Annotated in this window: 27 protein-coding genes; 14 read left to right on the plus strand and 13 right to left on the minus strand. The window is 71.2% G+C overall.

Annotation, left to right across the window (positions count from 1 at the left end; all coding sequences use genetic code 11):
- Positions 1 to 339: 339 nt before the first annotated feature.
- From ACPXBU_RS16900 to ACPXBU_RS16910, 3 genes are all read left to right on the plus strand, one after another.
- Complete coding sequence (locus tag ACPXBU_RS16900) at positions 340 to 495, plus strand: hypothetical protein (RefSeq protein ID WP_425758776.1); 156 nt, start codon at positions 340 to 342, stop codon at positions 493 to 495.
- Positions 486 to 695 carry a DUF397 domain-containing protein gene (locus tag ACPXBU_RS16905; protein WP_425758777.1) on the plus strand — a complete coding sequence of 70 codons (210 nt, stop codon included), beginning with the start codon at positions 486 to 488 and terminating at the stop codon, positions 693 to 695. Before ACPXBU_RS16900 ends, ACPXBU_RS16905 begins: the two co-directional genes overlap by 10 nt.
- A gap of 218 nt (positions 696 to 913) precedes the next feature.
- Complete coding sequence (locus ACPXBU_RS16910) at positions 914 to 1,993, plus strand: AI-2E family transporter (RefSeq protein ID WP_425759016.1); 1,080 nt, start codon at positions 914 to 916, stop codon at positions 1,991 to 1,993.
- A 127-nt stretch (positions 1,994 to 2,120) separates the two neighbouring features.
- On the opposite strand, the gene ACPXBU_RS16915 is transcribed toward ACPXBU_RS16910, so the two are convergent.
- The 7 genes from ACPXBU_RS16915 to ACPXBU_RS16945 form a co-directional block, all read right to left on the minus strand.
- The gene (locus tag ACPXBU_RS16915) at positions 2,121 to 2,930 is read right to left on the minus strand and encodes an alpha/beta hydrolase (protein ID WP_425758778.1); all 810 of its coding nucleotides are present in this window, start codon (positions 2,928 to 2,930) and stop codon (positions 2,121 to 2,123) included.
- 100 nt (positions 2,931 to 3,030) lie between these two features.
- Positions 3,031 to 3,360: a hypothetical protein gene (locus tag ACPXBU_RS16920; protein WP_393375832.1), complete on the minus strand. Its 330-nt coding sequence runs from the start codon at positions 3,358 to 3,360 to the stop codon at positions 3,031 to 3,033.
- 37 nt (positions 3,361 to 3,397) lie between these two features.
- Complete coding sequence (locus ACPXBU_RS16925) at positions 3,398 to 4,459, minus strand: hypothetical protein (RefSeq protein WP_425758779.1); 1,062 nt, start codon at positions 4,457 to 4,459, stop codon at positions 3,398 to 3,400.
- A complete protein-coding gene (locus ACPXBU_RS16930; protein WP_393375827.1) occupies positions 4,456 to 4,950 on the minus strand; it encodes a SigE family RNA polymerase sigma factor in 495 nt (164 codons plus the stop codon). The genes ACPXBU_RS16925 and ACPXBU_RS16930 overlap by 4 nt, the downstream gene beginning before the upstream one ends.
- Before the next feature lie 40 nt (positions 4,951 to 4,990).
- Complete coding sequence (locus ACPXBU_RS16935) at positions 4,991 to 6,838, minus strand: 3-hydroxyacyl-CoA dehydrogenase family protein (RefSeq protein ID WP_425758780.1); 1,848 nt, start codon at positions 6,836 to 6,838, stop codon at positions 4,991 to 4,993.
- Between the two features lie 126 nt (positions 6,839 to 6,964).
- On the minus strand, positions 6,965 to 8,029 hold the full coding sequence (locus tag ACPXBU_RS16940; protein WP_425758781.1) for an alpha/beta fold hydrolase: 1,065 nt from the start codon (positions 8,027 to 8,029) through the stop codon (positions 6,965 to 6,967).
- Between the two features lie 100 nt (positions 8,030 to 8,129).
- Positions 8,130 to 8,495, minus strand: coding sequence for an FHA domain-containing protein (locus ACPXBU_RS16945; RefSeq protein WP_393375819.1), 366 nt, complete (start codon positions 8,493 to 8,495; stop codon positions 8,130 to 8,132).
- A 306-nt stretch (positions 8,496 to 8,801) separates the two neighbouring features.
- Between ACPXBU_RS16945 and ACPXBU_RS16950 the strand changes: the two genes are divergently transcribed.
- Both ACPXBU_RS16950 and ACPXBU_RS16955 read left to right on the plus strand, forming a co-directional pair.
- Complete coding sequence (locus ACPXBU_RS16950; protein ID WP_425758782.1) at positions 8,802 to 10,298, plus strand: aldehyde dehydrogenase family protein; 1,497 nt, start codon at positions 8,802 to 8,804, stop codon at positions 10,296 to 10,298.
- Between the two features lie 80 nt (positions 10,299 to 10,378).
- Positions 10,379 to 11,038, plus strand: coding sequence for a class I SAM-dependent methyltransferase (locus tag ACPXBU_RS16955; RefSeq protein ID WP_425758783.1), 660 nt, complete (start codon positions 10,379 to 10,381; stop codon positions 11,036 to 11,038).
- Between the two features lie 27 nt (positions 11,039 to 11,065).
- On the opposite strand, the gene nucS is transcribed toward ACPXBU_RS16955, so the two are convergent.
- The gene (gene nucS / locus ACPXBU_RS16960) at positions 11,066 to 11,725 is read right to left on the minus strand and encodes an endonuclease NucS (RefSeq protein ID WP_357246312.1); all 660 of its coding nucleotides are present in this window, start codon (positions 11,723 to 11,725) and stop codon (positions 11,066 to 11,068) included.
- Positions 11,726 to 11,796: 71 nt separating this feature from the next.
- Between nucS and ACPXBU_RS16965 the strand changes: the two genes are divergently transcribed.
- Positions 11,797 to 12,414 (plus strand): DUF4126 domain-containing protein, encoded by a 618-nt coding sequence (locus ACPXBU_RS16965; protein WP_393375811.1) that lies wholly within the window; start codon positions 11,797 to 11,799, stop codon positions 12,412 to 12,414.
- A gap of 68 nt (positions 12,415 to 12,482) precedes the next feature.
- Here the strand turns inward: ACPXBU_RS16965 and ACPXBU_RS16970 are convergent, their stop codons facing one another.
- Positions 12,483 to 12,947 (minus strand): hypothetical protein, encoded by a 465-nt coding sequence (locus ACPXBU_RS16970; RefSeq protein ID WP_425758784.1) that lies wholly within the window; start codon positions 12,945 to 12,947, stop codon positions 12,483 to 12,485.
- A gap of 242 nt (positions 12,948 to 13,189) precedes the next feature.
- Here ACPXBU_RS16970 and ACPXBU_RS16975 point away from each other — a divergent pair, with 242 nt between their 5' ends.
- The 3 genes from ACPXBU_RS16975 (at position 13,190) to ACPXBU_RS16985 (ending at position 15,514) form a co-directional block, all read left to right on the plus strand.
- On the plus strand, positions 13,190 to 14,416 hold the full coding sequence (locus tag ACPXBU_RS16975) for a sensor histidine kinase (protein ID WP_425758785.1): 1,227 nt from the start codon (positions 13,190 to 13,192) through the stop codon (positions 14,414 to 14,416).
- Positions 14,413 to 15,096: a response regulator gene (locus ACPXBU_RS16980; protein ID WP_425758786.1), complete on the plus strand. Its 684-nt coding sequence runs from the start codon at positions 14,413 to 14,415 to the stop codon at positions 15,094 to 15,096. The genes ACPXBU_RS16975 and ACPXBU_RS16980 overlap by 4 nt, the downstream gene beginning before the upstream one ends.
- 121 nt (positions 15,097 to 15,217) lie before the next feature.
- Positions 15,218 to 15,514, plus strand: coding sequence for a DUF1540 domain-containing protein (locus tag ACPXBU_RS16985; protein ID WP_393375808.1), 297 nt, complete (start codon positions 15,218 to 15,220; stop codon positions 15,512 to 15,514).
- A gap of 16 nt (positions 15,515 to 15,530) precedes the next feature.
- Here the strand turns inward: ACPXBU_RS16985 and ACPXBU_RS16990 are convergent, their stop codons facing one another.
- A complete protein-coding gene (locus tag ACPXBU_RS16990; protein WP_393375806.1) occupies positions 15,531 to 17,537 on the minus strand; it encodes a protein meaA in 2,007 nt (668 codons plus the stop codon).
- Between the two features lie 152 nt (positions 17,538 to 17,689).
- Here ACPXBU_RS16990 and ACPXBU_RS16995 point away from each other — a divergent pair, with 152 nt between their 5' ends.
- Together ACPXBU_RS16995 and ACPXBU_RS17000 are read left to right on the plus strand one after the other, a co-directional pair.
- The gene (locus ACPXBU_RS16995) at positions 17,690 to 18,541 is read left to right on the plus strand and encodes an ABC transporter ATP-binding protein (protein ID WP_393375803.1); all 852 of its coding nucleotides are present in this window, start codon (positions 17,690 to 17,692) and stop codon (positions 18,539 to 18,541) included.
- On the plus strand, positions 18,538 to 19,383 hold the full coding sequence (locus tag ACPXBU_RS17000) for an ABC transporter permease (protein WP_393375800.1): 846 nt from the start codon (positions 18,538 to 18,540) through the stop codon (positions 19,381 to 19,383). Before ACPXBU_RS16995 ends, ACPXBU_RS17000 begins: the two co-directional genes overlap by 4 nt.
- A gap of 41 nt (positions 19,384 to 19,424) precedes the next feature.
- On the opposite strand, the gene ACPXBU_RS17005 is transcribed toward ACPXBU_RS17000, so the two are convergent.
- Positions 19,425 to 20,273: a 3-hydroxyacyl-CoA dehydrogenase family protein gene (locus tag ACPXBU_RS17005; RefSeq protein WP_393375798.1), complete on the minus strand. Its 849-nt coding sequence runs from the start codon at positions 20,271 to 20,273 to the stop codon at positions 19,425 to 19,427.
- A gap of 222 nt (positions 20,274 to 20,495) precedes the next feature.
- On the opposite strand from ACPXBU_RS17005, the gene ACPXBU_RS17010 reads away from it, so the two are divergent.
- Positions 20,496 to 21,107 carry a hypothetical protein gene (locus ACPXBU_RS17010; RefSeq protein ID WP_393375795.1) on the plus strand — a complete coding sequence of 204 codons (612 nt, stop codon included), beginning with the start codon at positions 20,496 to 20,498 and terminating at the stop codon, positions 21,105 to 21,107.
- Here the strand turns inward: ACPXBU_RS17010 and ACPXBU_RS17015 are convergent.
- Positions 21,098 to 22,531 (minus strand): serine/threonine-protein kinase, encoded by a 1,434-nt coding sequence (locus ACPXBU_RS17015; protein WP_425758787.1) that lies wholly within the window; start codon positions 22,529 to 22,531, stop codon positions 21,098 to 21,100. The two genes, ACPXBU_RS17010 and ACPXBU_RS17015, sit on opposite strands and share 10 nt — an antisense overlap.
- A 44-nt stretch (positions 22,532 to 22,575) precedes the next feature.
- On the opposite strand from ACPXBU_RS17015, the gene ACPXBU_RS17020 reads away from it, so the two are divergent.
- Entirely contained in the window at positions 22,576 to 23,124 is a 549-nt protein-coding gene (locus ACPXBU_RS17020; protein WP_425758788.1) for an RNA polymerase sigma factor, read from the plus strand.
- Between the two features lie 58 nt (positions 23,125 to 23,182).
- Here ACPXBU_RS17020 and murA read toward each other — a convergent pair whose 3' ends face one another.
- On the minus strand, positions 23,183 to 24,625 hold the full coding sequence (murA, locus tag ACPXBU_RS17025) for a UDP-N-acetylglucosamine 1-carboxyvinyltransferase (RefSeq protein ID WP_425758789.1): 1,443 nt from the start codon (positions 24,623 to 24,625) through the stop codon (positions 23,183 to 23,185).
- Between murA and ACPXBU_RS17030 the strand changes: the two genes are divergently transcribed.
- The gene (locus tag ACPXBU_RS17030) at positions 24,624 to 25,196 is read left to right on the plus strand and encodes a cob(I)yrinic acid a,c-diamide adenosyltransferase (RefSeq protein ID WP_355030779.1); all 573 of its coding nucleotides are present in this window, start codon (positions 24,624 to 24,626) and stop codon (positions 25,194 to 25,196) included. The genes murA and ACPXBU_RS17030 overlap by 2 nt on opposite strands.
- Positions 25,197 to 25,690: the final 494 nt, after the last annotated feature.

Below are 25,690 nucleotides of genomic sequence, written 5' to 3' on the forward strand. Positions count from 1 at the left end.
CCCGAACAACATGATCAACAACCCATGACACATCTATCGGGACTTCACCTTGACACATGTCTCGGGACAGCACAGTTCGCGCGGAACGGAAACTGTCCAAGATCTCCCCGTCGGTGAGGCCCGGACGATGACGGGTGGCGACGGCCGTCTGCCGGCAGCGGCACATCCGTCGCAGTGCGGGGTGTGGGTGCGTCGCGGGGTGGTCGAGTAGTTCACCCACCGCGTCGCCAGCCAGGAACGACCGCACGTCAGCCCGCACATCGTCCCGGCCCAAACCGGGCTGCACGTCAGGCCCTTTCCGGTCCGTTCGATCTGGACCGAGACGCCGACGGTGGTTGGGTGGGGCACATGGAACATCAGATTGACGGTCTCGTGGTCGATGGCGACCATGAGGTGGCTACGCTGCTGGCGCGCTGGGAGATGATCAGAAACGGTGCGTTGTCCCGCCGCCAGTCGATCGAGCTGATGAAGGAAGTTGTGACCTCATGGACCTGACCGGTGCACGCTGGCGCACGTCCAGCCGTAGCGGCAACGGAGAGTGTGTCGAGGTGGCGGACAACCTGCCCGGACTGGTGGGGGTGCGAGACAGCCTGGTGGGGGTGCGAGACAGCAAGGACTCGACCGGCCCGGTGTTGGTCTTCGCGCCGGCCGCGTGGCGGGCATTCGTGGCCACCGCTCCTCGTCCCACCGCCTGAGCCGGGAGGTCTCTGTGCCACAGCACGACAGGTCCGGCGACGACCCGGACGTGACCCCCAATCCCCTGCCGGCGAAGACGCCACCGCCAGCAGACGCGTCACCGCCGGCAGAGACGCCACCGCCAGCAGAGACGCCACCGCCAGCAGACACGGCACCGCCAGCAGACACGTCACCGCCAGCAGACGCACCACCGCCGGTACCGGTCCCCGCTCCGGGAATCGACCCGGACGCGCCGCCGGCGGTCCCGTCCGGAAAGTTCGGCACACCGGGGCGTCCGCTGCGCCGCAGCAGCTTCCTGATCGGGTTCACCGGGGCGCTGGGCGTGCTGCTGGCGTACACCCTCTATCTGGGGATTCGCAATGCCGGCGGCATCCTGGTGCTGGTGGTGATCGCACTGTTCCTGGCGGTCGGCCTCAACCCGGCGGTGGTCCGGCTACGCCGCTGGGGTGTGCCGCACGGCCTTGCGGTGGCGGCGGTCGCGTTGGTCGTGGTGCTGCTGCTCTGCGGTGGCGTGGTGGCGCTGGTCCCGCCGATCGTGACGCAGTCGGGGCAGTTCATCGACCAGATCCCGAACCTGCTCGACGAGTTGCGGCGCAATCCGACTGTCAATGACCTGGTGGAGCGGTACGACGTGGTGGAGCGCGTGCAGGGCGCGGCCAACGCGGAGACCGTCGGCCGGGCGCTCGGCGGGGTGCTCGGCGGCGCACAACTGATCTTCGGCACGGTGTTCCGGACGCTAACCGTGCTGGTGCTGACGATCTATTTCCTGGCCTACTTCAACAAGCTTCGCGCCCTGGGCTACTCGTTGGTGCCCCGGTCGCGGCGGGAGCGGGTGCAGCTGATCGGCGACGAAATCTTGGCCAAGGTCGGGGCCTACATGGTCGGCGCGCTCAGCATCGCGGTGCTGGCCGGCGCGACCACCTTCGTCTTCGCGCTGATCGTCGGGCTGCCGTACCCGTTCGCGCTGGCCGTGGTGGTGGCGGTGACCGACCTGATCCCGCAGATCGGCGCCACCCTGGGCGCGGTGATCGTGAGCCTGGTCGGCTTTGCCACCGACCTGCCCACCGGCATCGCCTGCGCGATCTTCTTCCTGGTCTACCAGCAGGTGGAGAACTACCTGATCTACCCGAAGGTGATGCGGCGCTCGGTGGAGGTCAACGAGGTGGCCGCCCTGCTGGCCGCGCTGCTGGGCGTGGCGCTGCTGGGCGTGGTGGGAGCGCTGATCGCCATCCCCACGGTGGCCGCGCTGCAACTGATCCTGCGCGAGGTGGTGCTACCCCGCCAGGAGACCCGCTGAGCGCCAGCCAGCCCGACCGGCGGCCGGCGCGCAGACGGACGGGTCAGCCGACCAGGCCGCGGACGGACGGGTCAGCCGACCAGGCCGCGGACGGACAGGTCAGCCGACCAGGCCGCGGGCGAACGGGTCAGCCGGCCTGCCCGGCGGCCGGGCCGGGGACGGGCGTGTCGGCGAACGAGGCCACCGTCCGGTCGGCGTACGCGCTGACGTCGCCGGCCTCCATCGGGCCGTCCCAGGTCGTGGGCAGCGGCACGTCGACGGCCGGGTTGACCCGCCGGACGATCTCGTCGAGCACCGTCTCCGCGTCGCCCACCCAGAGGTGCTTGGCGCCGGGCACCCCGACCACCTCGGCCTGCGGCACGGCGGCGAACCGTTCCCGCGCCTCGGTCGGGCGCAGGTAGTCGTCGAACTCGGGCACCAGCGCCGTCAGCGGCCGACCCGAGGCGGCCCAGGTGGCCAGGTCCGCAGGTGTCGAGAAGCGCAGCGGCGGGGAGAGCAGGATCGCTCCGGCGATCGCCGGGTCGCAGCCGTACTTCAGGGCCAGGTCCGTGCCGAACGACCAGCCGACGAGCCAGATGTTGGGCAGCTCGGCGAACTCCGCGTACTCGATGGCGGCGGCCACGTCGTACCGCTCCCCCACCGCGCCGTCGAACGCTCCCTCGCTGGTGCCACGCAGGCTGCTGGTGCCCCGGGTGTTGAACCGCAGCACGGCCAGGTCGGCCAGGGCGGGCAACCGCCAGGCCGCCTTACGGAAGACGTGGCTGTCCATCATTCCGCCGTGGGTGGGCAGCGGATGCAGGCAGACCAGGGTGGCCACCGGCGGCCGGTCGGCCGGCAGGGCCAGCTCACCGACCAGGCGCAGACCGTCGGCGGTGTGCAGCTCGATGTCCTCCCGGCTGCCGGGCAGGATGGACGACGCGCGAATCGCTGTGCTCACCGCCCAAGTCTGTCGCGAAGTCACCGCCGCCGCCCGCCCAGGCACAAACAGCGTGACCCAGGTCGCTGAGCCGCGCCAGGACACACCCCGACCCGGTCGGTCAGTAGCGCGGGGCGCCCCGGCCGCGTTGCACCGCCGGCCCGCGCCGGTCCCGGGCTCGCCAGCAGCCGCTGTGCCAGTGCCGTCGGTCGGTCAGGTCACCCAGGCCGTCGGACGGCCAGGCCACCAGGTGGGCCACTCCGGGTGGGATCTCCTGGTTACAGCCGGGGCAGCGGTACGTCTTGACGGACGCCCCGGCGCCGATCCCGCGTACCTGCCAGGCGCCGTCGGCCCACTGCTGCACCGAGGCGACACCCTGCCGGACCCGGTCGGCGTCCAGGTTGGCGTTCTCGTCCCGGCGAGGGCGATTGCGACGGGGGCTCACAGTCACCAAGCGTACGGTCCGTCTGGTGGGGCGGCCCGGTCGGTCACCAGGACGCGGGCTCGTCCAGCGGCTCGGCGACCTGCGCACCGCCCAGCACCGCTGCCGCGTCCTCCTCGTCGTACCCCTGTGCCGGCCAACCGAAGTTGGCGGTCAGGTGTGCCCTGGGAAAGCCGAGCAGCTCAAGTTCGCCAACCTGGGGGTCGATATGCGCTGGTTTGCCATTGACAGTCCGATTCCCTTCGGTGCGGGTGCCGGCGATGCCCGTCGCGTACTGCAACTCGACCTGGATCGCGCCCGGGGTGCTCCCGGAGACCATCATCTGCACGCCGAACGCCGCCGGGAACGGCGCCACCGTCACCGCGCACCTCGTGAGCCGCGTGCCCGCCGGCAGCGTGGTGAGCCGCAGTGGGCCACCGCACCGGTGTGCCTGGTCGAGGCGCAGCGCGGCGGCCACGTCGAACAGGTCCCGCTCGTCGGGGCCGCTGCTGCTGGCCCTGGCGTACACCCCGGGGGCGGGTTGCCAGTGCCGCAGCCAGGCCAGGACGCCGTAGGGCCCCTCGGCGTGCGACACCGACCCGTCGTAGACGCCGTCCTTGATCAGCTCCGGTACCAGGGCCGGCAGGCCCTGGGCGCGCATGGGCAGGGCGTCCGCGGAGGCGGCCAGCTCCACGGTGACGGCGCGCCCGTCGATGTCGACCCGCGCCATCTCCACGCCGTTCTGCACGGACCAGGAGAGGTACCGGGGGCCGTCCGGGGCGAACCCGAAGTGCAGCACGTTCGGGTCCGCGCCGACCAGGTCGGGTCGGGCGGCCGCACCCGGTACGCCGTCGAGCCGGGGCGGCGTCACGGCCTCCACGGCGTCGCTCGGCAGGCCCAGACCTGGAATGACGACGCGCGGGCCGGAGTCGGTGAGGTCCACCGGGCCGAGGGCCACGCCCGCGCCGAGGACGGCCACCACCCCGAGCACCGCGCCGGTGGTGGTGCGTCGGCGGCGGATTCGTCCCCGGCCCCGGGCCACGGCGACGGCCAGCAGCCGGTCGGTGTCCACAGTGCCCTCGGCGTGCTCGCGCAGCGTCTGGTCGATCCGCTGGTCGAGGTCTGTCACGGTCGGCTCCCGTTCGTGGCCGGGGCGCCGCAGCGCTCCCGGAGGTTGGCGAGCGCCCGCATCGCGTGGGTGCGGACGGTGACCGGCGCGCAGTCCAGGATCTGGGCGATCGTCGCGTCGTCGAGGTCCTCGTAGTAGCGCAGCACCAGCACCGCCCGCTGGCGGTCGGGCAGGCCGAGGATGAGCCGCCACATCTCGTCCCGGTCGGCCGCTTCGCCGCCGAGGTCGCCGCGGTGGGCCCGCTCGGCGAAGGAGTCGACGACGAGCTCGCGGCTGGACCGGCGACGCCACCAGGAGTGGTTGGCGTTGACAAGCATCCGGCGCACGTACACGTCGGGCCGGTCGGCGCGGGCGATCCTGCGCCACTGCACGTACGCCTGGGACAGCACCTCCTGGGTGAGGTCCTCGGCCCGGTGTTCGTCACCGGTCAGCAGCCGGGCGAGCCGGACCAGCGCCGGTCCCCGGCTGCTGACGTACTCCTCGAAGGTCACACCCTGCAGACGCCCTGGGCACCCTGCGGCGTTGACCCGGTCAGCGGTGCGAGTGGTCGCGGAAGCCGCGGCGGGTCTTACGACCCAGGTAGCCGGCCGTGACCAGGTGCTCCAACAGTGGCGCGGGTGCGAAGCCCGGCTCGCGCAACTCCAGGTACAGCTCGCGCTGGATCGCCAACGCGACGTCCAGCCCGACCACGTCGAGCAGCTCGAAGGGGCCCATCGGGTAGCCACAGCCCAGCTTCATGGCGTGGTCGATATCGTCGGCGGTCGAGTAGCTGGCCTCGAGCATCTTCACCGCGTCGTTCAGGTAGGGGAAGAGCAGCGCGTTGACGATGAACCCGGACCGGTCACCGCAGACCACACCGGTCTTGCCCAGAGCGGCGCAGACGGCGCGGACGGTGGCGGTGGCCTCCGGGGAGGTGCGGATCGTGCGGACCACCTCGACGAGCGGCATGACCGGCGCCGGGTTGAAGAAGTGCAGCCCCACCACGTCGGCCGGCCGGTGGGTGGCCATCGCCACGTCGATCACCGGCAGGGACGAGGTGGTGGTGGCCAGCACCACGCCGGGCTTGCAGATCTCGTCGAGGCTCGCGAAGAGCGCCTTCTTCACGCTCAACTCCTCGACCACCGCCTCGACCACCAGGTCGACGTCGGCGAGGTGGTCGAGGGTGGCCGACCAGCTGATCCGGCCGAGTGCGGCGTCCCGGTCGGCCTCGGTGAGCCGGCCGCGCACCACGCCCTTGTTCAGCGAGGTCTTCACCGCCTCGCAGACCGTCGCGGACTTCTCCGCGCCGCGGGTCACCGACACGACCTCGTAGCCGGCCTTCGCGAAGACCTCGATGATCCCGGTGGCCATCGTCCCGGAGCCCACGATGCCGACTTTGGTCACGACTGCGGGGCTCGCAAGCTCACTCCTCGCGCTCCCGATGCCGACCTCCGCGTAGATGGCCCGCGCGCCGTCGGCGACCGCCGCGTCCGTCGCCGGCGGCGTCGCCCCATCCGGTACGACCACCGGCGAGCCGGGCCGTTCGTAGGTGTAGAAGCCCCGACCGGACTTCCGGCCGAGCAGCCCCGCCGTCACCATCTGCTTGAGCAGCGGCACCGGTGCGTGCCGGCGGTCCCGCCCGCCGCGCCGGTACATGGTGTCCAGAATCTCGTACGCGGTGTCCAGGCCGATCAGGTCCATCAGCGCCAGCGGGCCCATCGGCAGGCCGCAGCCGAGCTTCATCGCGGCGTCGATGTCCTCCCGGGCGGCGTAGTGCGACTCGACCATGGCGACCGCGTGGTTGAGGTAGCCGAAGAGCAGCGCGTTGGCGATGAAGCCGGCCCGGTCGTTGATGGTGACGTCGACCTTGCCGAGCCGGGCGCAGAGGGCCTCGACGTCGGCGACCACCTCGGGCGAGGTGACAACGGTGCGGACCACCTCGACAAGCTTCATCACCGGGGCCGGGTTGAAGAAGTGGATGCCGATCACCTGGTTGGGCCGGGTGGTGGCCACCGAGATCTCGGTGACGCTCAGCGACGAGGTGTTGGTGGCGAGGATGGCCTCCGGCCGGCAGACCCGGTCCAGCTCCGCGAAGATCCGCTGCTTGAGGTCGAGGTGCTCGGGCACCGCCTCGATGACCAGGTCGACGGAGTGCAGCGCGGGCAGTCCGACCGCGAAGTGCACCCGCTCGTGCAGGGCGTCGCGGTCCGCCGGGGCGAGCTTGCCCTTGGCGACCGCCCGGTCGGTGGAGGCGGTGAGGGTGGCCCGGCCGCGTTCCAGCGCCGGCTCGGAGATCTCGACCGCGACCACGTCGATGCCGTTTCGGGCGAAGACCTCGACGATGCCGGCACCCATGGTGCCCAGCCCCACCACACCCACGGTGCTGAACTCGCGCGCCACGACCGGCCTCCCCAGACACTTCGCACGGCTCCTGAACGGCCGCTAAGGCTATGCGCGCGAGTCTGCCATGTGACGCTTGGTTGTCGAGACGCCGTGGCATATTTCACCGCCGACGGCGTCGGGCCGCTAGGCGGCGGGTCCGGTGGTCAGTGCCAGCAGTTCCGCCACGAACTCCGCCGGCCGCTCCAGGTGCGGGCTGTGTCCGCAACCGGGCAACACCACCTCCTGGTACGTGCCGCCGGCCGCCGCGTACCGCTCCAGCACCGACCGGGTCTGGCCGACCATCGGCTGCGGCGGGCAGGCCTCCGCGCCGGGCCAGCCCGGCACGAGACCCAGCGAGCCCAGGTACGCCAGGTCGAACAGCGAGGTGTCCGAGACGATGGCGTCGGCGTCGCCGCGTACCCAGGTGACCGGGGGCTTGTCGGCGACGGCCACCAGCTCGTCGGCGAGCCGGAACCAGGTCGGCGCGAGCGCGTTGAGCACGCCGCGCTTCCCCGGCGCGATGCCCGGCCAGTTCTCCGACGGCGCCGCCGTGCCCGGGTAGTTGTCGTCCCCGGTGGCGGTGGAGAGCACCGTGTCCAGGAGCAGGTCCTCGTCCGCGCCGAGCGCCGCCGGATCGGCCACGTAGGTGGCGCGCAGGACGGCGCGTGGGCTGGCCGGGTTGTCCGTGCTCCGATCGCCGGCGGCGAGCCGGGCGACGAAGTCCGGGTTCGCCGTGCCCGCGCCGGTGCCGGCGAAGTCGGGAGTGGTGGGTGTGCCGGTCAGGTCGCGGGTGCCACCGAAGCCGTACGGGGAGACCGGTGCCGCGAGCAGCAACGCGCCCACCCGGTGTGGGTGGTCGACGAGCAGTGTCATCGCCACTCCGCCGCCGAGGGAGTGCCCGACCACCACCGGGCGGGTGTCGGTGGCGCCGAAGAGCGTCGGGTCGTCCAGCAGGGCGGCCACGTCGTCGGCGAAGTCCCGCAGGCCCCGGGTGGCGTCCACCGGGGCCGTCGCGGAGTCGCCGTAGCCGCGCAGGTCGGGGGCGACCACCCGCAGCGTCGGCGGCAGCCGCCGGACCAGCGGCTCCCAGAACAGGGCGGCCGAGCAGTTGCCGTGGATCAGCAGCACCGGGATGCCGTCCGGTGGTCCGGCCACCCGGACCGCCTGGGTGATGCCGTTCGCCGTGACGCTCCGCTGCTCGGTTTCCATCCGCGGGATGGTGCCACGCCCCCCGGTGCCGGTCCAGGTGGCTGACAGCCATCCCGGGCGCGGCCCAGGTGTGGGCCACGCCCGGGTCGGCGTGCGTCGGTCAGCGGCGGGCGCCGGGCGGCGCGGCCAGCGGCAGCGGCAGCGTCGGTCGGACGTCCCGCCGGGACGGGCCGAAGCTGAGCCCCACCGGATCGGTGTGTGCCACCCCCGGATCGAACAGGCGCAGTTCGGTACGGCCGAGTCGGATGACGTCGCCGTCGGAGAGACGCTCGACGTCGGTGATCCGGCGGTCGTTGAGCCAGGTGCCGTTTGTCGAGCCGAGGTCCCGCAGCGACGGGCCCTCCGGGGCCAGCCACACCTCCGCGTGGCGGCGGCTCAGGTGCGGGTCGCTGATGACGACGTGGCCGGTCGGTGCCCGACCGACCACCTGCGGTTCGACCCGAAGTCGAAAACTCGCTCCGCGCATCGGCCCACCCGCCACCGTCAACAGCGGCATAAGTTCCGGATGTTCCTCCATGGACAGTCAGCCCTCCACCCCACACCGTTACTCCGCGCGTCAGCCTGCCATCAGACGGTAATCATCGACACCGACCGGCCGGTCAGCTCCTCGCCACCTCCCGGCTACCTGCCGTTCGACGATTCGGGCGGGTCCCGTTCTCCATCAACAGCTTGACCTGCACTGACAAACGATCAGGCACAGCGGTACGACTACGGGCCGCGAGGTTGCGATCCGGACCTACCGGCGAGTAATCCTCGGGTCTAGACTTCCGCCATGACGGCTGTGCAGGTCCCGGGTCTTCCGGTCATCGAGGCGGGTCGGCTGGTCTCCACCAGCCCGGCCACCGGCGCTGAGGCCGGCCGCTTCCCGGTCGCGACCGACGCCGACGTGCGGCGGGCCGTCGAGGACGCCCGCGTCGCCGGGGGGTGGTGGGCCGGGCTCGGCTTCACCGACCGCCGCGAACGGATGCTGCGGTGGCGGGCACTGCTCGCCAAACGCATCGAGGAGTTGGCCGAGCTGGTGCACGTCGAGGGTGGCAAGCCGACCGCCGACGCGATCGTCGAGATCGTCACGGCGATCGAGCACATCGACTGGGCCGCCCGCAACGCCAACCGCGTGCTGGGCCCGCGTCGGGTGCGGTCCCGGCTCATCCTCGCCGAGTTCTCCGGTCACCTCGAATACCAGCCGCACGGCGTGGTCGGCGTGATCGGGCCGTGGAACTATCCGGTCTTCACGCCGATCGGTTCCGCCGCGTACGCGTTGGCCGCCGGCAACGCCGTGGTGCTCAAGCCGAGCGAATACACCCCGGCCGCCGGCCAGTGGCTTGTGGACAGCTTCGCCGAGGTGGTGCCCGAGCATCAGGTCTTCACCGCCGTGCACGGGCTGGGCGACGTGGGTGCCGCGCTGTGCCGCTCCGGGGTCGACAAGCTGGCCTTCACCGGTTCGACCGCCACCGCCCGGAAGGTGATGGCCGCCTGCGCCGAGACGCTGACCCCGGTGCTGATCGAGGGCGGCGGCAAGGACGCCATGATCGTGGACAGCGACGCCGATCTGGACGCCGCGGCCGAGGCGTGTGTCTGGGGCGGCATGACGAACGCCGGACAGACCTGCATCGGCATCGAGCGGGTGTACGCGGTCGACGCCGTCTTCGACGCCTTCGTCGACAAGGTGGTGGCCCGCGCCGGTCGGTTGACCGTCGGGCCGGAGGGCACCGACATCGGCCCGATCACCATGCCGACGCAGATCGACGTGATCCGCCGGCACATCGACGCCGCGATCACGTCCGGCGGGCGCGCGGTGCTCGGCGGCCCGAGCGCGGTGCAGCCGCCGTACGTGCACCCGACCGTGCTCGTGGACGTCCCGGAGGAGTCGGCCGCCGTCCGCGAGGAGACCTTCGGCCCGACGCTGACCATCAGCCGGGTCCGCGACGCCGACGAGGCCGTGACCCGCGCCAACGCCCTGCCGTACGGGCTGGGGGGTTCGGTCTTCGGCCGGCGGCGGGCGGTGTCCATCGCGCGGCGGCTGCGCTCCGGAATGGCCTCGATCAATTCCGCGCTGACCTTCGCCGGCATGTCCACCCTGCCGTTCGGTGGGGTCGGCGACTCCGGCTTCGGGCGGATCCACGGCGAGGACGGGCTGCGTGAGTTCGGCCGGGCCAAGGCGGTCACCCGCCGTCGGGCCCGGTCGCTGTTGCCGTCGATGACCTTCGAACGGACTCCGACCGACGTGGCGCGACTCGTCAAGGCCATCAAGATCATGTACGGAAGGTGAGTGTCGGATAACCGATCTTCAACAAAGATCAGCGTATCCACATGTTTATACGCGGTGTCGGCGGCGGTACATTGCGTTAAATGGGCCCCAATCGATTGCGCTACCGCCTTGTCGACAGCGACCAGTCGTGGAGTGCGCGGCGGCGCCGGCATCGCTCGGACTGGTTGGCGCGCACTTTTCCCGACATTGGCGACATGCACGTGGTCGATCTCGGCGGCCGGCTCGGCACCTGGCACCGCGCGACGGTCCGTCCGGCCCGGGTGACAGTCATCAACCTGGAGCAGCCGCCCGCCGTCGTGCCGGACTGGGCCCACGTCGAACAGGCCGACGCCTGCGATCTGCCCCCGCGCCTCGCGAAGACCGAATACGACCTGGTCTTCTCCAACTCGGTCCTGGAGCATGTGGGCGGGCACGAACGCCGGCTGCGCTTCGCCGCGGCCGCCCGCGCGATGGCCGACCGGCACTGGGTGCAGACGCCCTACCGCTACTTCCCCATCGAGCCGCACTGGATCGCGCCCGGGATGCAGTTCCTGCCGGTGCGACTACGCACCGCGCTCGCCCGCCGCTGGCCACTGGGCCACAAGCCGACCCGCAGCCACGACGCCGCCATCCACCAGGTGCTCTGGACCGAGTTGCTGGACCGCTCGCAGATGCGCCACTACTTCCCCGACTCGACAATGCTCGTCGAGCGGGCGTTCGGCCTGCCCAAGTCGCTGATCGCGGTGCGTGCCGGCGGGTGAGCCGATGAGAGCCGGCGGGTGAGCCGATCAGAAGAGCGTCAGTTCGTCCTTCTCGATGCCCCGCAGCCGGTCGTAGTTGACGACCACGCACCGGATGCCCCGGTCGGCGGCGAGCACCCGGGCCTGCGGCTTGATCTCCTGCGCCGCGAAGACCCCGGCCACCGGGCTGAGCAGCGGATCGCGGTTCATCAACTCGAGGTATCGGGTGAGCTGCTCCACACCGTCGATGTCGCCGCGCCGCTTGACCTCGACGGCCACGGCGCCGGAGTTGGCATCCCGGCAGAGCAGGTCGACCGGGCCGATCGCCGTCATGTACTCGCGACGGACCAGCGTGAACCCCTCGCCCAACGCACCGGGGTTGGCGGCCAACAACTCCTGCAGGTGCGCCTCCACCCCGTCCTTGCGCAGGCCCGGGTCCACACCCAGCTCGTACGAGGTGTCCTGGAAGATCTCCTCCAGGGTGATCCGCAGCTCCTCGCCGGCCTTGTTGACCACCCGCCACACGCCGGGGGCCTCCTCCAGCCGGCAGGGCGGGCTCATCCAGTTCAACGGCTTGTACGCCCGGTCGTCGGCATGGATCGACACCGACCCGTCCGCCTTCACCATCAGCAACCGAGTGGCCGGCGGCAGGTGAGCCGAGAGCCGTCCGACATAGTCCACCGAGCACTTCGCAATGACCAACCGCACCCGACGAGGGTAGCCGAGGACCCACCGGTCACCGCCGAGCGGCACTGGCGCGTCGGTGCGATGCTGAGACGGTGTTCGAAGTCCTCACCGGCACCGGCCTCGCCGCCTCAGCGGGGCTGAACGCCTACATACCCCTGCTCGCCCTCGGCCTCCTCGGCCGCTACACCGACCTGATCGACCTGCCCAGCGGCTGGACCTGGCTCGGCAACGGCTGGGTCATCGTCATCCTGGCCGTGCTGCTCGCCGTAGAGATGGTCGCGGACAAGGTGCCCGTCGTCGACCACATCAACGACGTGGTGCAGACAGTGGTCCGACCCACCGCCGGTGGTCTGGCCTTCGGCGCCGGATCCTCGTCGGAGACGGTGACGGTCAGCGACCCGGGGAGTTTCTTCTCGTCGCACCAGTGGGTGCCGGTCGTCACCGGCGTGCTGCTGGCGTTGGGCGTACACCTGCTCAAGTCCGCGGCCCGCCCGATCATCAACGCGAGCACGGCCGGGTTCGGCGCACCGGTGGCCAGCACCGCCGAGGACGCCACGAGCGTGGTGGTCTCCCTGGTGGCGATCATCCTGCCGGTGCTGGTGCTGGCTTTCCTGCTCGGTCTGGTGGCCTTCGTCTACTGGTTCCTCCGGCGACGCTCCGCGCGCCGCCGGGAACGTGAGGCGGCCCGCGCCGCCGGCTTCCGCGTCTGACGATTCGCCGCCGCACGGCGGGACGGGCCTCCCCCTCTGGGCCGTCCCGCCGTACGATCCGGTTGCGCTCAGCGCCAGGGATCGTCGCACTCGACCTGCGACGAGCCGGTGTAGGTGCAGGCGCGGGCCCACAGGTTCTTGGTCGGGTAACGCGCCCTCGACCAGTAGATCGGCGAGGTCCCGCCGTCCGCTGAATTGGTGTCGCTGAGGTAGTTGCGGTTGTGGGACACCCATTTGCCGTTGATCCAGACGTCGTACTTGATCTGGAGCACCGCCCGCAGCCCGTCCGCCCCGGTGTCCTCGACGTAGCCCAGCACCCAGACGTCGTAGCCGCTCCAGCAGATGCTGGTGTCGGTGTCCGCGCCCCAGATGACGCTGTGGGCGAGCCGACACTGCCCGCTCTTGGCGCCCACGTTGTACCAGTCGTCGCTGGCTTGGGCGGCCGTGGTCGTCGCGGCGAGGCTGACCCCCGCAAGCGCGGCGACGGCCGCGGCGCGGCCGGCCCAGCGTCTGATCCTGACCCCTGTCGTCATCGTGCCCCTCCTCCTGGTCGGGCCGGCGAAAGGTCGCCAACCACAGCGAGGACGCTACGGACGCGACTACGTCGGATCGTCCCGCGGGAGATTGACGTTCGTGGAAACCTTGGCGGTACCGGCGCGGTGGCGACCGGCATCGGAGGGTCGGGAGCCCCATATCTGCGTACAACCAGAGCGGTAGGGCGAAAGCCCGTCACGGGTTGACGACCCGCGTACGAGGGCTGCGTTACCGTGCGCGCATGGTCGCTCATGCGGCACGGTGGCCGGGCCGCCTGCGGCGTCTCGTCGCTCACCGCCCGCTCCTCGTGGACGGGCTGCTGGCCGGCGCGACGGTCGTCGTCGGCCTGGCGTTGGCCAGCCAGCAGCCACCGGCGGGGATTCGCCCGATGGACCTGCCGGGTTACGCCCTGACCTGCCTGCTCGGTGCGCTGCTGGTGGCGCGGCAGCGGGCACCGATGGCCGTTCTGGTGGTGTACTGCGCCGTCTGGGCCGGCTACATCGACCTCGGCTACTGGCCGGTGGTGAACAGTCCGGGCATGCTGCTGGCGCTCTACACGGTCGCCGCGAAACGCCGGGTCCGCACGGCGCTCACCGCCGCGCTGATCGCGGCCACGGTCTGGGTGTACGCCGGCCACGAGTCCCTGCTGGTCGCCGTCGTGCAGGGCGTGGCGTGGACCGCCACGATCGCGTGGATCGGGCACGGCGCCGGGCAGCTGGCCGCGAGCAACAAGCGGCTCGCCCGGGTGGCCCGGCAACTGGAGTACGAGCAGGAGCAGCGCGCCCGTCGTGCCGTGGTCGAGGAACGGGTCCGGATAGCCCGGGAGCTGCACGACGTCGTCGCCCACCACATGTCGGTGATCTCGGTGCAGGCGGGGCTCGCCCGGTACGTCCTCGCCTCCGACCCGCAGACCGCCCGGGCCGCGCTGGGCACGGTGCTGGAGACCAGCGGCGAGGCGCTGGACGAGTTGCGTCGACTGCTGCACCTCCTGCGTCTGAACGCGGAGGGCACCGGCGACGAGAACGGCTCGTACGCCCCGGCGCCCGGGCTGGATCAGCTCGACGAGTTGGTCCAGCGGGTCCGGGCCGCCGGCGTACGGGTCGAGGTGACCACGGGTGGCGTCGCACGACAGTTGCCGCCCGGCACCGACCTCTGCGCGTACCGCGTGATCCAGGAGGGTCTGACCAATGTGCTCAAACACGCGCCGACGGCGGCGGCGACGGTGGCCCTGCTGTACGGCCGGGACCGGCTGACCGCCCGGGTCCGGGACGACGGCGGGCCGGAGGCGGGCCCACGCGGCGGCACCGAGGGTCATGGTCTGGTCGGCATGCGGGAACGCGCGCACCTCTACGGCGGCACGCTCACCGCCGGCCCACACCCGGAGGGCGGCTTCGAGGTCGTCCTCACCCTGCCGATACCTGCGATGGTGGACGACGAACGCGCCGACCCGGGGAGGGAGCTCACATGATCACCGTGCTCGTGGTGGATGACCAGGTGCTCATCCGTGCCGGCCTCTCGGCGCTCATCAGTGCCGCCCCCGGCCTGGAGGTGGTGGGCCAGGCTGCCAACGGTCACGAGGCGGTGGCCCTGGCGGGGTCGACCCGCCCGGACGTCATCCTCATGGACATCCGAATGCCGGGCCTCGACGGCGTCCGGGCCACCGAGCGGATCCTCGCCGCGGCTGGCGACACGCCACCCCGGATCCTCATCCTCACCACCTTCGACCTGGACGAGTACGTCTACGCCGCGCTGCGCGGGGGCGCGAGTGGCTTCCTGCTGAAGGAGACGCCGCCGCAGCGGCTGCTCGCCGCCATCCAGACAGTTGCCGAGGGTGAGCTGCTGTTCGCGCCGACGGTGACCCGGCGGCTGATCGAGGCGTACACCCACCGCGACCGGGACCCGGCCGGGCCGTCACCCGACCTGGGGCCGTTGACCGCCCGGGAGCTGGAGGTGCTGCGGCTGGTCGCCAGGGGGATGACGAACGGCGAGATCGCCGACACCCTGGTACTCAGCGAGGCGACGGTCAAAACCCACATCAACCGGACCATGACCAAGCTGAACCTGTGCAGCCGTGCCCAGGCGGTGGTGGCCGCGTACGAGGCGGGCCTGGTCGTTCCCCACGGGTCGGCCCGCCGCCAACCGAGCTGACCCGCCCCGTCACGCAACCCGGGCCGATCATCCAGGCCGGTGACTGGGCGGGGCGGCCAAATCGGGGTTGGGTGGGTCGGCAAAAGCCTAGGATCAGGGCAAAGGCCTAGAGGAGGTTGGCATGACTGCAGCGTTGGAGATGCCCCGAGTCCAGGAATGTGTCGTTGCCGCTTGCGCCTACAACCAGTCGGGCGACTGCCACGCCTTCGCGATCACGATCGGCAGCATGGATCACGCGCACTGCCACACCTTCGTCGAGTCGCCGATCCGGGGCGGCGTGGACGGCATGACCGCCCAGGTCGGCGCCTGCCAGCGTTCCGACTGTCGGCACAACGAGCAGTTGGAGTGCCACGCGTCGTCGATCAAGGTCGGCCCGGACAACGACCTGGCCGACTGCATGACCTACGCCGGCCGCTGACCCGCCCACAGCGGGGTCAGGGCAGGTCGTTGGCGTGCCGGATGACCGTCACCAGGTCGTCGATGATGTCGGTGAGGGCGAAGTCCCTCGGGGTGAAGACCCGGGCCACCCCGGCCGCCCGCAGCGTGTCGGCGTCATTGGCGGGGATGATGCCGCCCACGACCACCGGCAGGTCCGCCCGTCCGGCGGCGCGCAGCCCGTCCAGCACCGCGGGCACGGCGGCCAGGTGGGACCCGGAGAGCACGGACAGCCCGACCAGGTCGACGTCCTCCTCGACGGCGGCGGCGACGATCTGCCCCGCGGTCAGCCGGATGCCCTGGTAGACGACCTCGAAGCCGGCGTCGCGGGCGCGTACCGCGATCTGCTCCGCGCCGTTCGAGTGCCCGTCCAGGCCGGGTTTGCCGACCAGCAGCCGCAGCCGGCCGCTGCCCAACTCGCGGGCGGTGGCGACGACCCGCTCGCGGACGGCGGCGAGGCCCGCGTCTCCGCCGCTGGCGGTGGCGCCGGCCAGGCCGGTCGGCGCCCGGTACTCGCCGAAGACCTCCCGCAGCGCACCGGCCCACTCGCCGGTGGTCACCCCCACCCGGGCGCACTCCAGGGTGGCGGGCATCAGGTTGGCGGTGGTCGCGGCGTCCGCGCGCAGCCGGGCCAGTGCCGCGTCGACCGCGTCCGCGTCCCGATCGGCCCGCCACCGCCGTACGCCCTCCGCGGCGGCCGCCTCGACCGCCGGGTCGACCTGCTCGACGGCCTCCGCACCGGCTGCGGTCAGCGGGGAGGGTTCGGTCTCGGCGTACCTGTTGACCCCGACCACCACGTCCGCGCCGGACTCCATCCGGCGGCGGCGTTCGGCGAGCGAGGCGACAAGCGCGCTCTTGAGGTAGCCGGTCTCCACGGCGGCGACCACACCGCCCAGCTCCAGCACCTTGTCCAGCTCGACCCGCGCCCCGGTGACGACCTCGTCGACGAGCGCGGTCATCACGTACGAGCCGGCGAAGAGATCGGGATATTCGAGCAGATCCGACTCGTACGCCAGGACCTGCTGCATCCGCAGCGACCACTGTTGGTCCCAGGGGCGGGGCAGGCCGAGCGCCTCGTTCCAGGCGGGTAGCTGCACCGCGCGGGCCCGCGCGTCGCGGGACATCGTCACGCCGAGCATCTCCAGCACGATGCGCTGGATGTTGTTCTCCGGCTGCGCCTCGCTGAGGCCGAGCGAGTTGACCTGCACGCCGTAGCGGAAGCGCCGCTGCCGGGCCTCGGTGATCCCGTACCGGTCCCGGGTGATCTCGTCCCAGAGCACGCCGAACGCGCGCATCTTGGCGACCTCCTCGACGAAACGCACACCGGCGTTGACGAAGAACGAGATCCGCTGCACCACGTCGCCCATCCGCTCGGCCGGCACCTGACCCGCGTCCCGGACCGCGTCGAGCACGGCGACCGCGGTGGCCAGCGCGAAGCCGACCTCCTGCACGGGCGTGGCCCCGGCCTCCTGGAGGTGGTACGAGCAGATGTTGACCGGGTTCCACCGGGGCATCGTCTCGAGGGTGTGGGCGATGACGTCGGCGGTGAGCCGCAGCGACGCGGCCGGCGGGAAGATGTAGGTCCCCCGGGACAGGTACTCCTTGATGATGTCGTTCTGGGTGGTCCCGGAGAGCATGGCGGCGGTCGAGCCCTGCTCCTGGGCGACGATGCCGTAGAGGGAGAGCAGCCACATGGCCGGGGCGTTGATGGTCATCGAGGTGTTCATCTCGGCGAGCGGGATGCCGTCGAAGAGGGCCCGCATGTCGCCGAGGTGGGCCACCGGCACCCCCACCCGGCCGACCTCACCGACGGCCAACTCGTGGTCCGGGTCGTACCCGGTCTGGGTGGGCAGGTCGAAGGCGACCGAGAGGCCGGTCTGCCCCTTTGCCAGGTTGCGACGGAAGAGGGCGTTCGTCGCGGTGGCCGACGAGTGGCCGGCGTAGGTGCGCATCAACCACGGGCGGTCCCGCTCGGGCAGACGCAGCGCAGATGCCGTCTCATCCATGGCTGGAGCTTAAGTTACCGCCCGGTAAAACGGGCTGTGGAAAACCACACAGGTCCATGTCGGGGACGTCCGGGGGCGAAGCGCCCGTGGTGGCGCGCACCGCTACACCCCGGGGCACCGCGGCGACCGGGTCAGGGCGCACACTTGACGGCATGGATGACGAGCTGGCCATCTCCGTCCGCGGGCTGCGCAAGGCGTACGGCGACAACGTCGCGGTGGCGGGCGTGGACCTCGACGTACGCCGGGGCGAGGTGTTCGCGTTGCTCGGCCCGAACGGCGCCGGCAAGACCACCACCGTGGAGATCCTGGAGGGTTACCGACGCCGGGATGCCGGCGAGGTCTCGGTGCTCGGCACGGACCCGGCGCACCCGGACGCCGACTGGCGCTCCCGCGTCGGCATCGTGCTCCAGGGCACCGGGGAGTTCGACGAGTTGACGGTGGCCGAGGTGATCCGGCACTTCTCCGGTTTCTATCCCGACGCCGACGACCCGGACAAGGTGATCGCGCGGGTCGGGCTGGCCGACAAGGCGAAGGCCCGTACGCACACCCTCTCCGGCGGGCAGAAGCGCCGCCTGGACGTGGCGCTGGGCATCGTCGGTCGCCCCGAGCTGCTCTTCCTCGACGAGCCGACCACCGGCTTCGACCCCGAGGCGCGCCGCGAGTTCTGGGAGCTGATCCGCGACCTCGCCGCGGCGGGCACCACAATCGTGCTGACCACTCACTACCTGGACGAGGCGGAGGCGCTCGCCGACCGGGTCGGGGTGATCGCCGGCGGCCGACTTGTCGAGGTGGCCGCCCCGAACCAACTGGGCAACCGGCAGGAGGCCCTCGCGACGGTCTCCTGGCGTACCCCGGACGGGACGCCGGAGAGTGCGCAGAGCGCGACGCCGACGGCCCTGGTGGCCGAGCTGGCCGCGCGTTACGGCGGCGAGGTTCCCGGCCTCACGGTGACCCGGCCGACCCTGGAGGACGTCTACCTCACCATGATCGGACACGCGCGATGACCACCACGACGAAGCCGGCGACGCCTGTCGCCGCGACCCCGGGCCGTCGGCCGTCGGCCGGCGCGCTCGCCCTGCGTCAGGGCCGACTGGAGATCACCCAGTTCCTGCGCAGCCGGGAGTCCGTGGTCTTCACCATGGGCTTCCCCATCATCATGATCCTGATCTTCGCGTCGATCTTCAGCGGGGAGATCGGGGGCGGGGTCAAGTTCACGCAATACTTCATCACCGGCATGATCGCGACCGGCCTGATGACGGTGAGCTTCCAGAACCTCGGCATCTGGATCCCGATCGAGCGGGACCGGGGTGTGCTCAAGCGCTACCGGGGCACGCCGATGCCGAAGTGGGTCTGGTTCGCCGGCAAGGTGATCATGGTGGTGGCGATCGGCATCGCCGAGACCGTGCTGCTGCTGGCCGTCGCGGTGGCGTTGTTCGACCTCGACCTGCCGGGCACCGCCGCGAAGTGGTTCACCTTCGGCTGGGTCGCCGCGCTCGGGGTGACCGCCTGCACCCTGTGCGGCATCGCCATCTCGTCGCTGGCGCGCACCGCCCGCAGCGGCTCGGCCGTGGTCACCCCGGTCGCCCTGGTCCTCCAGTTCATCTCCGGGGTGTTCTTCGTCTTCACCGACCTGCCCACCTGGATGCAGCAGGTGGCGGCGCTGTTCCCGCTCAAGTGGATGTGTCAGGGGCTGCGGTCGGTGTTCCTGCCGGAGAGCTTCGGCACCCAGGAGCCGGGCGGCTCGTTCGAGCTGGGCCGGGTCGCCCTGGTGCTGGCCCTGTGGTGCGTGATCGGCGTGGTGCTCTGCCTGACCACCTTCCGCTGGACCACCAAGCGCGACGGCTGAGTGGTCGACCGGGGCGGGCGGCCCGCCCCGGTCGCCGTGCCTCAGTACGTGTAGAAGCCCTTGCCGGTCTTGCGGCCCAGGTCGCCGGCGGTGACCATCCGCTGGAGCAGCTCCGGCGGAAAGAACTTCTCGTCGGCCGTGTCGGTGTAGATGTTCTTCGAGGCGTGCAGCAGCACGTCCACGCCGGTCAGGTCGGTGGTGGCCAGCGGGCCCATCGCGTGCCCGAAGCCCAGGCGGCAGGCCGTGTCCAGGTCCTCGGCGGACACCACGCCGGACTCCACGAGCTTGACCGCCTCCATCACCAGGGCGGAGATCAGCCGGGTGGTGACGAAGCCGGCGATGTCCCGGTTGACGACCACCACCGTCTTGCCGATCTCCTCGGCGAAGGACCGCGCGGTGTCCAGCGTCGCGTCGCTGGTCTTGTAGCCGCGCACCAGCTCGCAGAGCTGCATCATCGGCACCGGGGAGAAGAAGTGGGTGCCGACGACCGCCTCGGGCCGCTCGGTCACCGCGGCGATCTGGGTGACCGGAATGGCCGAGGTGTTGGTGGCGAGCACAGCGTCCGCCTTGCAGATCTTGTCCAGGGCGCGGAACACCTCGTGCTTGATCTCCAGCCGCTCGAAGACCGCCTCGACCACGATGTCCGCGTCCGCCGCCGCCTCCAGCTCGGTGGTCGGGGTGATCCGCGCGAGCGTCGCCTCGACCTCGGACGCCTCGATCTTGCCCTTCTCGGCGAACTTCTCCAGTGACTTCCGGATGCCGCCGAGCCCACGGGTGGTGGCCGCGTCGTCCAGGTCGCGCAGCGTCACCTGCCAGCCGGCCTGCGCCGCCACCTGAGCGATGCCGGAGCCCATCAAACCCGCCCCGACGACCGCGAGTCGACCCGCCATCTGCTTCTCCCTCGCTGCGATTGAGTGCCTCACTGCACCCTAGTCGGCGAGCCTGAACGATGACTAAGCGAGTTGCCGGGCGGTCGACGTCGGCCGTGACATGATGCCCCGCGCCGGCGTGACAAATTAACGACTCCGCGCGGCGAACAAAACCGCCTGCGGGCGCATCGAACCCTACGACAGCAACCCAGTGCAATGAGCCAGGAGTCAACGATGCGTGCAATGCCTGTGGTCGGAACCCTCACCTGCCTCCTGTTCGTGGGAGCGTGCGCGTCACCCACGCACCGGAGCGGTGGCGCGGCGCCGGCCGGTTCCCCGGAACAGACGGCCAGCGCGCCCACCACCGGGACGCCGGCGTCGTCCGCGCCGTCCTCACCGTCCGCGCCGCCCGTGCCGTCCGGCGACGCCGCCAGCACCGCCCTCGTCCTGGGACCGAACGGGCTCGGCCCACTGAAGCTCGGCATGCCCCGCCAGCAGGCCACCGCGACGGGACTGCTGCGCCCGCTCACCGACTTCGTGGGCGATTGCACGACTACACAACTGAAGTCCGCCCCGACCGACGAGGGGTATGTCAACCTCTCCCGGGCGCTGGGGATCGCCACCATCGACGCGTACGGCAGCATCAAGACGCCCGAGGGAGCGGGAGTCGGCATGTCCAGCGCCGACATGCTTCGCGTCTACCCGGGGTGGTCGGCGGCCGACGGGGACGCGACAAACGGTCGCGGCGTCGTCAAGGCCCCCGGCAACAACAAGGCCGTCTACCGCATCGAGACGGTCAAGGGCACCGTGGCCCAGCTGACCCTGCAGTACGCGAACCAGGACTGCTACGAGTAGACGGACCCGAACCGGCCGGCCTGCGGCGCCAGCGAGCTGGACATCCGCAGGCTGGCCAGGATCTCGTCGGTCAGGTCCGCGTCGCCGACCTGTTTGATCTGCAGGTAGACGCCATAGCCGCGCTGCGGCACGGAGAGCACCACCTCGCTGAACGAGACCGAGGCGCCACACGACGTCCACCGCCGTACCCGCGCCGGGTTGCCTCCCACGTCCACGGTCCGGTCGGGCTGCTGGACGCAGGAGGTGTGGCCGGGCAACGCGGGTGCCGCGCCGTCGGCGAGCAGTCCCTTGCTCGCACCGACGAACACACCGGGTATCCCGCTCGCCGGATCGGGCCAGACGTCAAGATCCGGGGCGACCACGAGACCCGGCGCCTCGCCAGCGGGAAGTCGCAGCACCGAGGGATCCCAGCCGGCATCCCTCACCTCGCCGGCCCAGCTCGACGGCACCGCGACCGACAGGGCGCCAGAGTCATCGTGGACGCGTACCCAGCCTGACCCTGGCGCCGACGTGGAGCTGGAACCCGCCGTCGCCAAGAGCGCGACAAGTGCGACAGCGACGCCGCCGACCCGTGCCAACCGCCGCGCGACCCGACCACGGCCCGTGTCCCGGTCCATCGCCGCGATGACCCGGTGCAACTCCTTCAGCAGCACCGCGGCGGACGACCAGCGTTGCCGGGGGTCCGGATGCAGCGCACGTCGCACCAGATCGTCCACCGTGGACGGGATGCCCGGCCGCACCTGGGACGGCCTGGGCAACGACCGCCCGCCCCGGCCGGCGCGTCCGGCCTGGTCGGGAGGGCTCCCGGTGAGCATGTGGTACATGGTCGCGCCGATGGCGTACACGTCGGCGCGGATGTCCAGGCCCCCGCCGGGGGTGGCCTGCTCGGGTGGCATGTAGCCGGGCGTGCCGGCCGCGATGGTGAAGCCGGACGCGTTCGCGAGCGCCTTGGCCAGGCCGAGGTCCGCGACGAGCACCCGATCCCGACCCGCGGCCGGCTGGAACAACACATTCGACGGTTTGAGGTCCCGGTGCAGCACACCGGCCTCGTGCAGCACCGTGACGGCACATGTGATGTCGGCCGCGACAAGCAGGGCCTCCCGTACCGGCATCGGCCCCGAGACGAGCCGATCCGCGAGGGTGCCGCCGGCCGCGTACGGCATCACCAGGTACGGCCGCCCATCCGGCAGCTCACCGACGTCGAGCACACGCACGAGCAGGCTGGAATCCGTCCGCCGCATGATCCGCGCTTCCTGCTCGAAGCGTTCCCGCAGATCGGCGTGGTACGACCAGTTGTCCGCCAGCACCTTGATCGCCACCGACGCGTCCAGGGCATCGTCCGCGCCGAGCCACACGGTGGCGAACGCGCCGGAACCGATACGCCGCAGCACGCGATATCGGCCGATCTTGTCGGGTACTGACACGCCCGTATTATGACCTCCAATACGGGGAGGAACGGGGCCTGGGCATGGCAGATGATCTTGAAATCGAAACGCTCGCCGGCCGGGCCGCCACCGGCGACGTCGCCGCTCTCGACGCGCTGCTGATCAGGATCGGTCCGCAGGTCCTGCGGCAGTGTCTGCGCCTGCTCCCGTGCCGGCAGGACGCCGAAGAGGCGTGCCAGGATGCCCTTCTGCAGGTCGCTCGCAAGATAGACGGCTTCGCGGGACGGTCGAAGTTCTCCACCTGGCTCTACATCGTCACGGCCAACTGCGCCCGGCAGACGTACCGAAGCCTCAAGCGCCGGGCCGACGAGCAGGCCGTGCCACTGCTTCCGCTCGATGCCGCCGACCCGCGCACGACGAGCGTGATCGCGGGTTCCCGCCTCGACCTGCTGGACGCACTGGAACGGCTGGAGGCGCACCGACCCGAACTTGTCGCCCCGCTGGTGATGCGTGACCTGTGCCAGTTGACCTACGACGAGATCGCCGACCACCTCGCCATTCCGATCGGCACCCTGAAGTCACGCATCCACGACGCACGACAGCACGTACGCGCCTCGCTGCGGCCCGCCTGACCTCGCTGCGGCCCGCCTCACCTCGCGAGAAAGCACGACAGCACGCGGTGCGACCGCCTCAGATCTCCAGCGACGGTTCGTCCGGGGTGGTGCCCCGGTCGACCGCCACGCCGAGGGCGCGGAGATCGGCCACGAAGTCCGGGTAACCCCTGTCGACGTGATGCACGTGGGACACCTCGGTGACCCCCTGCGCGCACAGCCCGGCGATGATCAGCCCGGCACCGGCGCGGATGTCGGTCGCCTGCACCGGTGCGCCGGAGAGCCGACCCCGCCCACGGACCACCGCGTGGTGCCCGTCGGTCTTGATGTCCGCGCCGAGTCGCATCATCTCGTTGGCGAACATGAACCGGCCGTCGAAGATGTTCTCGGTGATCAGCGAGGCGCCATCGCTGACCGCGGCCAGCCCGATCGCCATCGGCAGCAGGTCGGTGGCGAAGCCGGGGTACGGCAACGTCACCACGTCCACCGCCCGGGGCCGGTCGTCCATCCGTACGCGGAAGCCGTCCCCCCGGGTCTCCACCAGGCCACCGGCCGCCACCACCTTGTCCAGCGCGACCTCCAGGTACGCCGGGTCCAGCCCGGTCACCGTCACGTCGCCCCTGGTCATCGCCGCCCCGAACGCCCAGGTCCCGGCGACGATCCGGTCCCCCACCGTGGCGTGCCGGACCGGGTGCAGACCCGGCACCCCGGTGATCCGCAACGTGGACGTGCCCGCGCCGGAGATCCGCGCGCCCATCTGGTTGAGCATCGTGCAGATGTCGACGATCTCCGGCTCCCGGGCGGCGTTGTCGATCATCGTGACGCCCTGCGCCAGCACCGCCGCCATCACCAGGTTCTCGGTCGCGCCCACGCTGGGGAAGTCCAGCACGATGTCCGCGCCGCGCAGCCCGTGCGGGGCGGAGGCGATGACGAAGCCGTGCTCACCGGAGATCTCCGCGCCCATCCGGGTCAGCCCCGAGACGTGCATGTCCAGCCCTCGTGACCCGATGGCGTCGCCGCCGGGGTGGGCCACCCGCACGTACCCCCGGCGGGCCAACAGCGGGCCGAGCACACAGATCGACGCGCGCAACCGTCGGACCAGGTCGTAGTCGGCCTCCGCGCCCGGCTGCTCCGGCACGTCGATGGTCACCGAACGGGACCGGGCCACCCCGCCGCGGGCGACCATCGGGTCGACCGGGTCGTCCGCGTCGAACCGGACGCCGCAGCCCAGCCGGCGCAGCACCTCGCCCATGATCGCGATGTCGGTGATCCGCGGGACGTTCGTGATCACGCTGCGGCCCGGGGCGAGCAACGCGGCGGCCATCAGCTTCAACGCCGAGTTCTTGGCCCCCACCACGTGCACGGTGCCGGCGAGCCGGGCGTCACCGTGCACCCGGATGACGTCGACGTCGTTGACCGCCGGGTCGCCCGCGTCGCCGGGGCCCACCACCACCGGCCAACTCGTCGCGCTGTCCGGCCGCGCCGGGATCGTCAGGTCGGGAATCCGTAGGCTGTGCGTCATGGCCGTCCACCTCACGCGCATCTACACCAAGGCCGGCGACGCCGGCATGACCAGGCTGAGCAACAACGAGCAGGTGCCGAAGACCGATCCACGGATCGCCGCGTACGCGGATGTCGACGAGTGCAACGCCGCGATCGGCGTCGCGCTCGCCCTGGGTGGGCTCGACGAGGAACTGCGGGGCGTGCTGGGGTCGGTGCAGAACGACCTGTTCGACGTCGGCGCCGACCTGTCCACCCCCGTCGAGCCGGAGCCGAAGTACCCGCCGCTGCGGGTGACCGAGGAGTACGTCGAGCGCCTCGAGGGCTGGTGCGACGAGTACAACGCACGCCTGAGCAAGCTCGACTCCTTCATCCTCCCCGGCGGCACCCCCGGTGCGGCGCTGCTCCACGTGGCGCGGACCACCGCCCGGCGCGCCGAACGCGCGGCGTGGGCGCTGGTCAGCCACGATCCGGAACGCACCAGCACCCTCCCGGCAAAGTATCTCAACAGGCTCTCCGATCTGCTCTTTATCCTGTCAAGAACGGCAAATCCGGCGGGAGATGTGCTATGGGTCCCGGGCGGCAAGCGCTGACCGACGGGTCACCGCACCACGTCCAGCTAGGGATTCCCACTCTGCCCGCCACCACGCGTAGCCGGGACCGCTTCTAGGCGCACGTGCCGAGTCGGCCTGCGTGGCGAGTGCGTCGGACGGGGTGGCGCGTGCGTCGGACGGGGTGGCGCGTGCGTCGGACGGGGTGGCGCGTGCGTCGGACGGGGTGATCGACTCGGTTTCCTTGATGTCGGGGTGTTGTGCTGGCTGGGATGGCCCGACATCGAGGAAACCGAGTCGATCTAGGCGCTGCTCGGGCCTGGCTTGCCGCCGAGGCAGGACTCAACCAAACCGGTAACGGCAGGTGATGAAAACCGCGCCAGACCGGCGCACCGCAACAACCACGGGTTTCCGGGGGAGCCCGCCCGGCGCAGGGATCAAGCCTGACCGCCCGGAGCCGGGTGGGCTCCCCCGGAAACCCCCAAGCGCAACCACCGAGCACCCCAAGCACCCCGAGCAGCCCAAGCACCCCGAGC

Origin of the sequence: Micromonospora sp. DT231, from assembly GCF_049847025.1 — a bacterium.
GTDB lineage: Bacteria > Actinomycetota > Actinomycetes > Mycobacteriales > Micromonosporaceae > Micromonospora.

Excerpts from the sequence above, each read along its gene's own strand:
- ACPXBU_RS16905 (WP_425758777.1), top strand. The coding sequence starts at position 486 with ATGGACCTGACCGGTGCACGCTGGCGCACGTCCAGCCGTAGCGGCAAC.
- ACPXBU_RS16940 (WP_425758781.1), bottom strand. The coding sequence starts at position 8,029 with ATGGAAACCGAGCAGCGGAGCGTCACGGCGAACGGCATCACCCAGGCG.
- ACPXBU_RS16945 (WP_393375819.1), bottom strand. The coding sequence starts at position 8,495 with ATGCGCGGAGCGAGTTTTCGACTTCGGGTCGAACCGCAGGTGGTCGGT.
- ACPXBU_RS16950 (WP_425758782.1), top strand. The coding sequence starts at position 8,802 with ATGACGGCTGTGCAGGTCCCGGGTCTTCCGGTCATCGAGGCGGGTCGG.
- ACPXBU_RS16955 (WP_425758783.1), top strand. The coding sequence starts at position 10,379 with ATGGGCCCCAATCGATTGCGCTACCGCCTTGTCGACAGCGACCAGTCG.
- ACPXBU_RS16970 (WP_425758784.1), bottom strand. The coding sequence starts at position 12,947 with ATGACGACAGGGGTCAGGATCAGACGCTGGGCCGGCCGCGCCGCGGCC.
- ACPXBU_RS16975 (WP_425758785.1), top strand. The coding sequence starts at position 13,190 with ATGGTCGCTCATGCGGCACGGTGGCCGGGCCGCCTGCGGCGTCTCGTC.
- ACPXBU_RS16980 (WP_425758786.1), top strand. The coding sequence starts at position 14,413 with ATGATCACCGTGCTCGTGGTGGATGACCAGGTGCTCATCCGTGCCGGC.
- ACPXBU_RS16985 (WP_393375808.1), top strand. The coding sequence starts at position 15,218 with ATGACTGCAGCGTTGGAGATGCCCCGAGTCCAGGAATGTGTCGTTGCC.
- ACPXBU_RS16990 (WP_393375806.1), bottom strand. The coding sequence starts at position 17,537 with ATGGATGAGACGGCATCTGCGCTGCGTCTGCCCGAGCGGGACCGCCCG.
- ACPXBU_RS16995 (WP_393375803.1), top strand. The coding sequence starts at position 17,690 with ATGGATGACGAGCTGGCCATCTCCGTCCGCGGGCTGCGCAAGGCGTAC.
- ACPXBU_RS17000 (WP_393375800.1), top strand. The coding sequence starts at position 18,538 with ATGACCACCACGACGAAGCCGGCGACGCCTGTCGCCGCGACCCCGGGC.
- ACPXBU_RS17005 (WP_393375798.1), bottom strand. The coding sequence starts at position 20,273 with ATGGCGGGTCGACTCGCGGTCGTCGGGGCGGGTTTGATGGGCTCCGGC.
- ACPXBU_RS17010 (WP_393375795.1), top strand. The coding sequence starts at position 20,496 with ATGCCTGTGGTCGGAACCCTCACCTGCCTCCTGTTCGTGGGAGCGTGC.
- ACPXBU_RS17020 (WP_425758788.1), top strand. The coding sequence starts at position 22,576 with ATGGCAGATGATCTTGAAATCGAAACGCTCGCCGGCCGGGCCGCCACC.
- ACPXBU_RS17030 (WP_355030779.1), top strand. The coding sequence starts at position 24,624 with ATGGCCGTCCACCTCACGCGCATCTACACCAAGGCCGGCGACGCCGGC.
- murA (WP_425758789.1), bottom strand. The coding sequence starts at position 24,625 with ATGACGCACAGCCTACGGATTCCCGACCTGACGATCCCGGCGCGGCCG.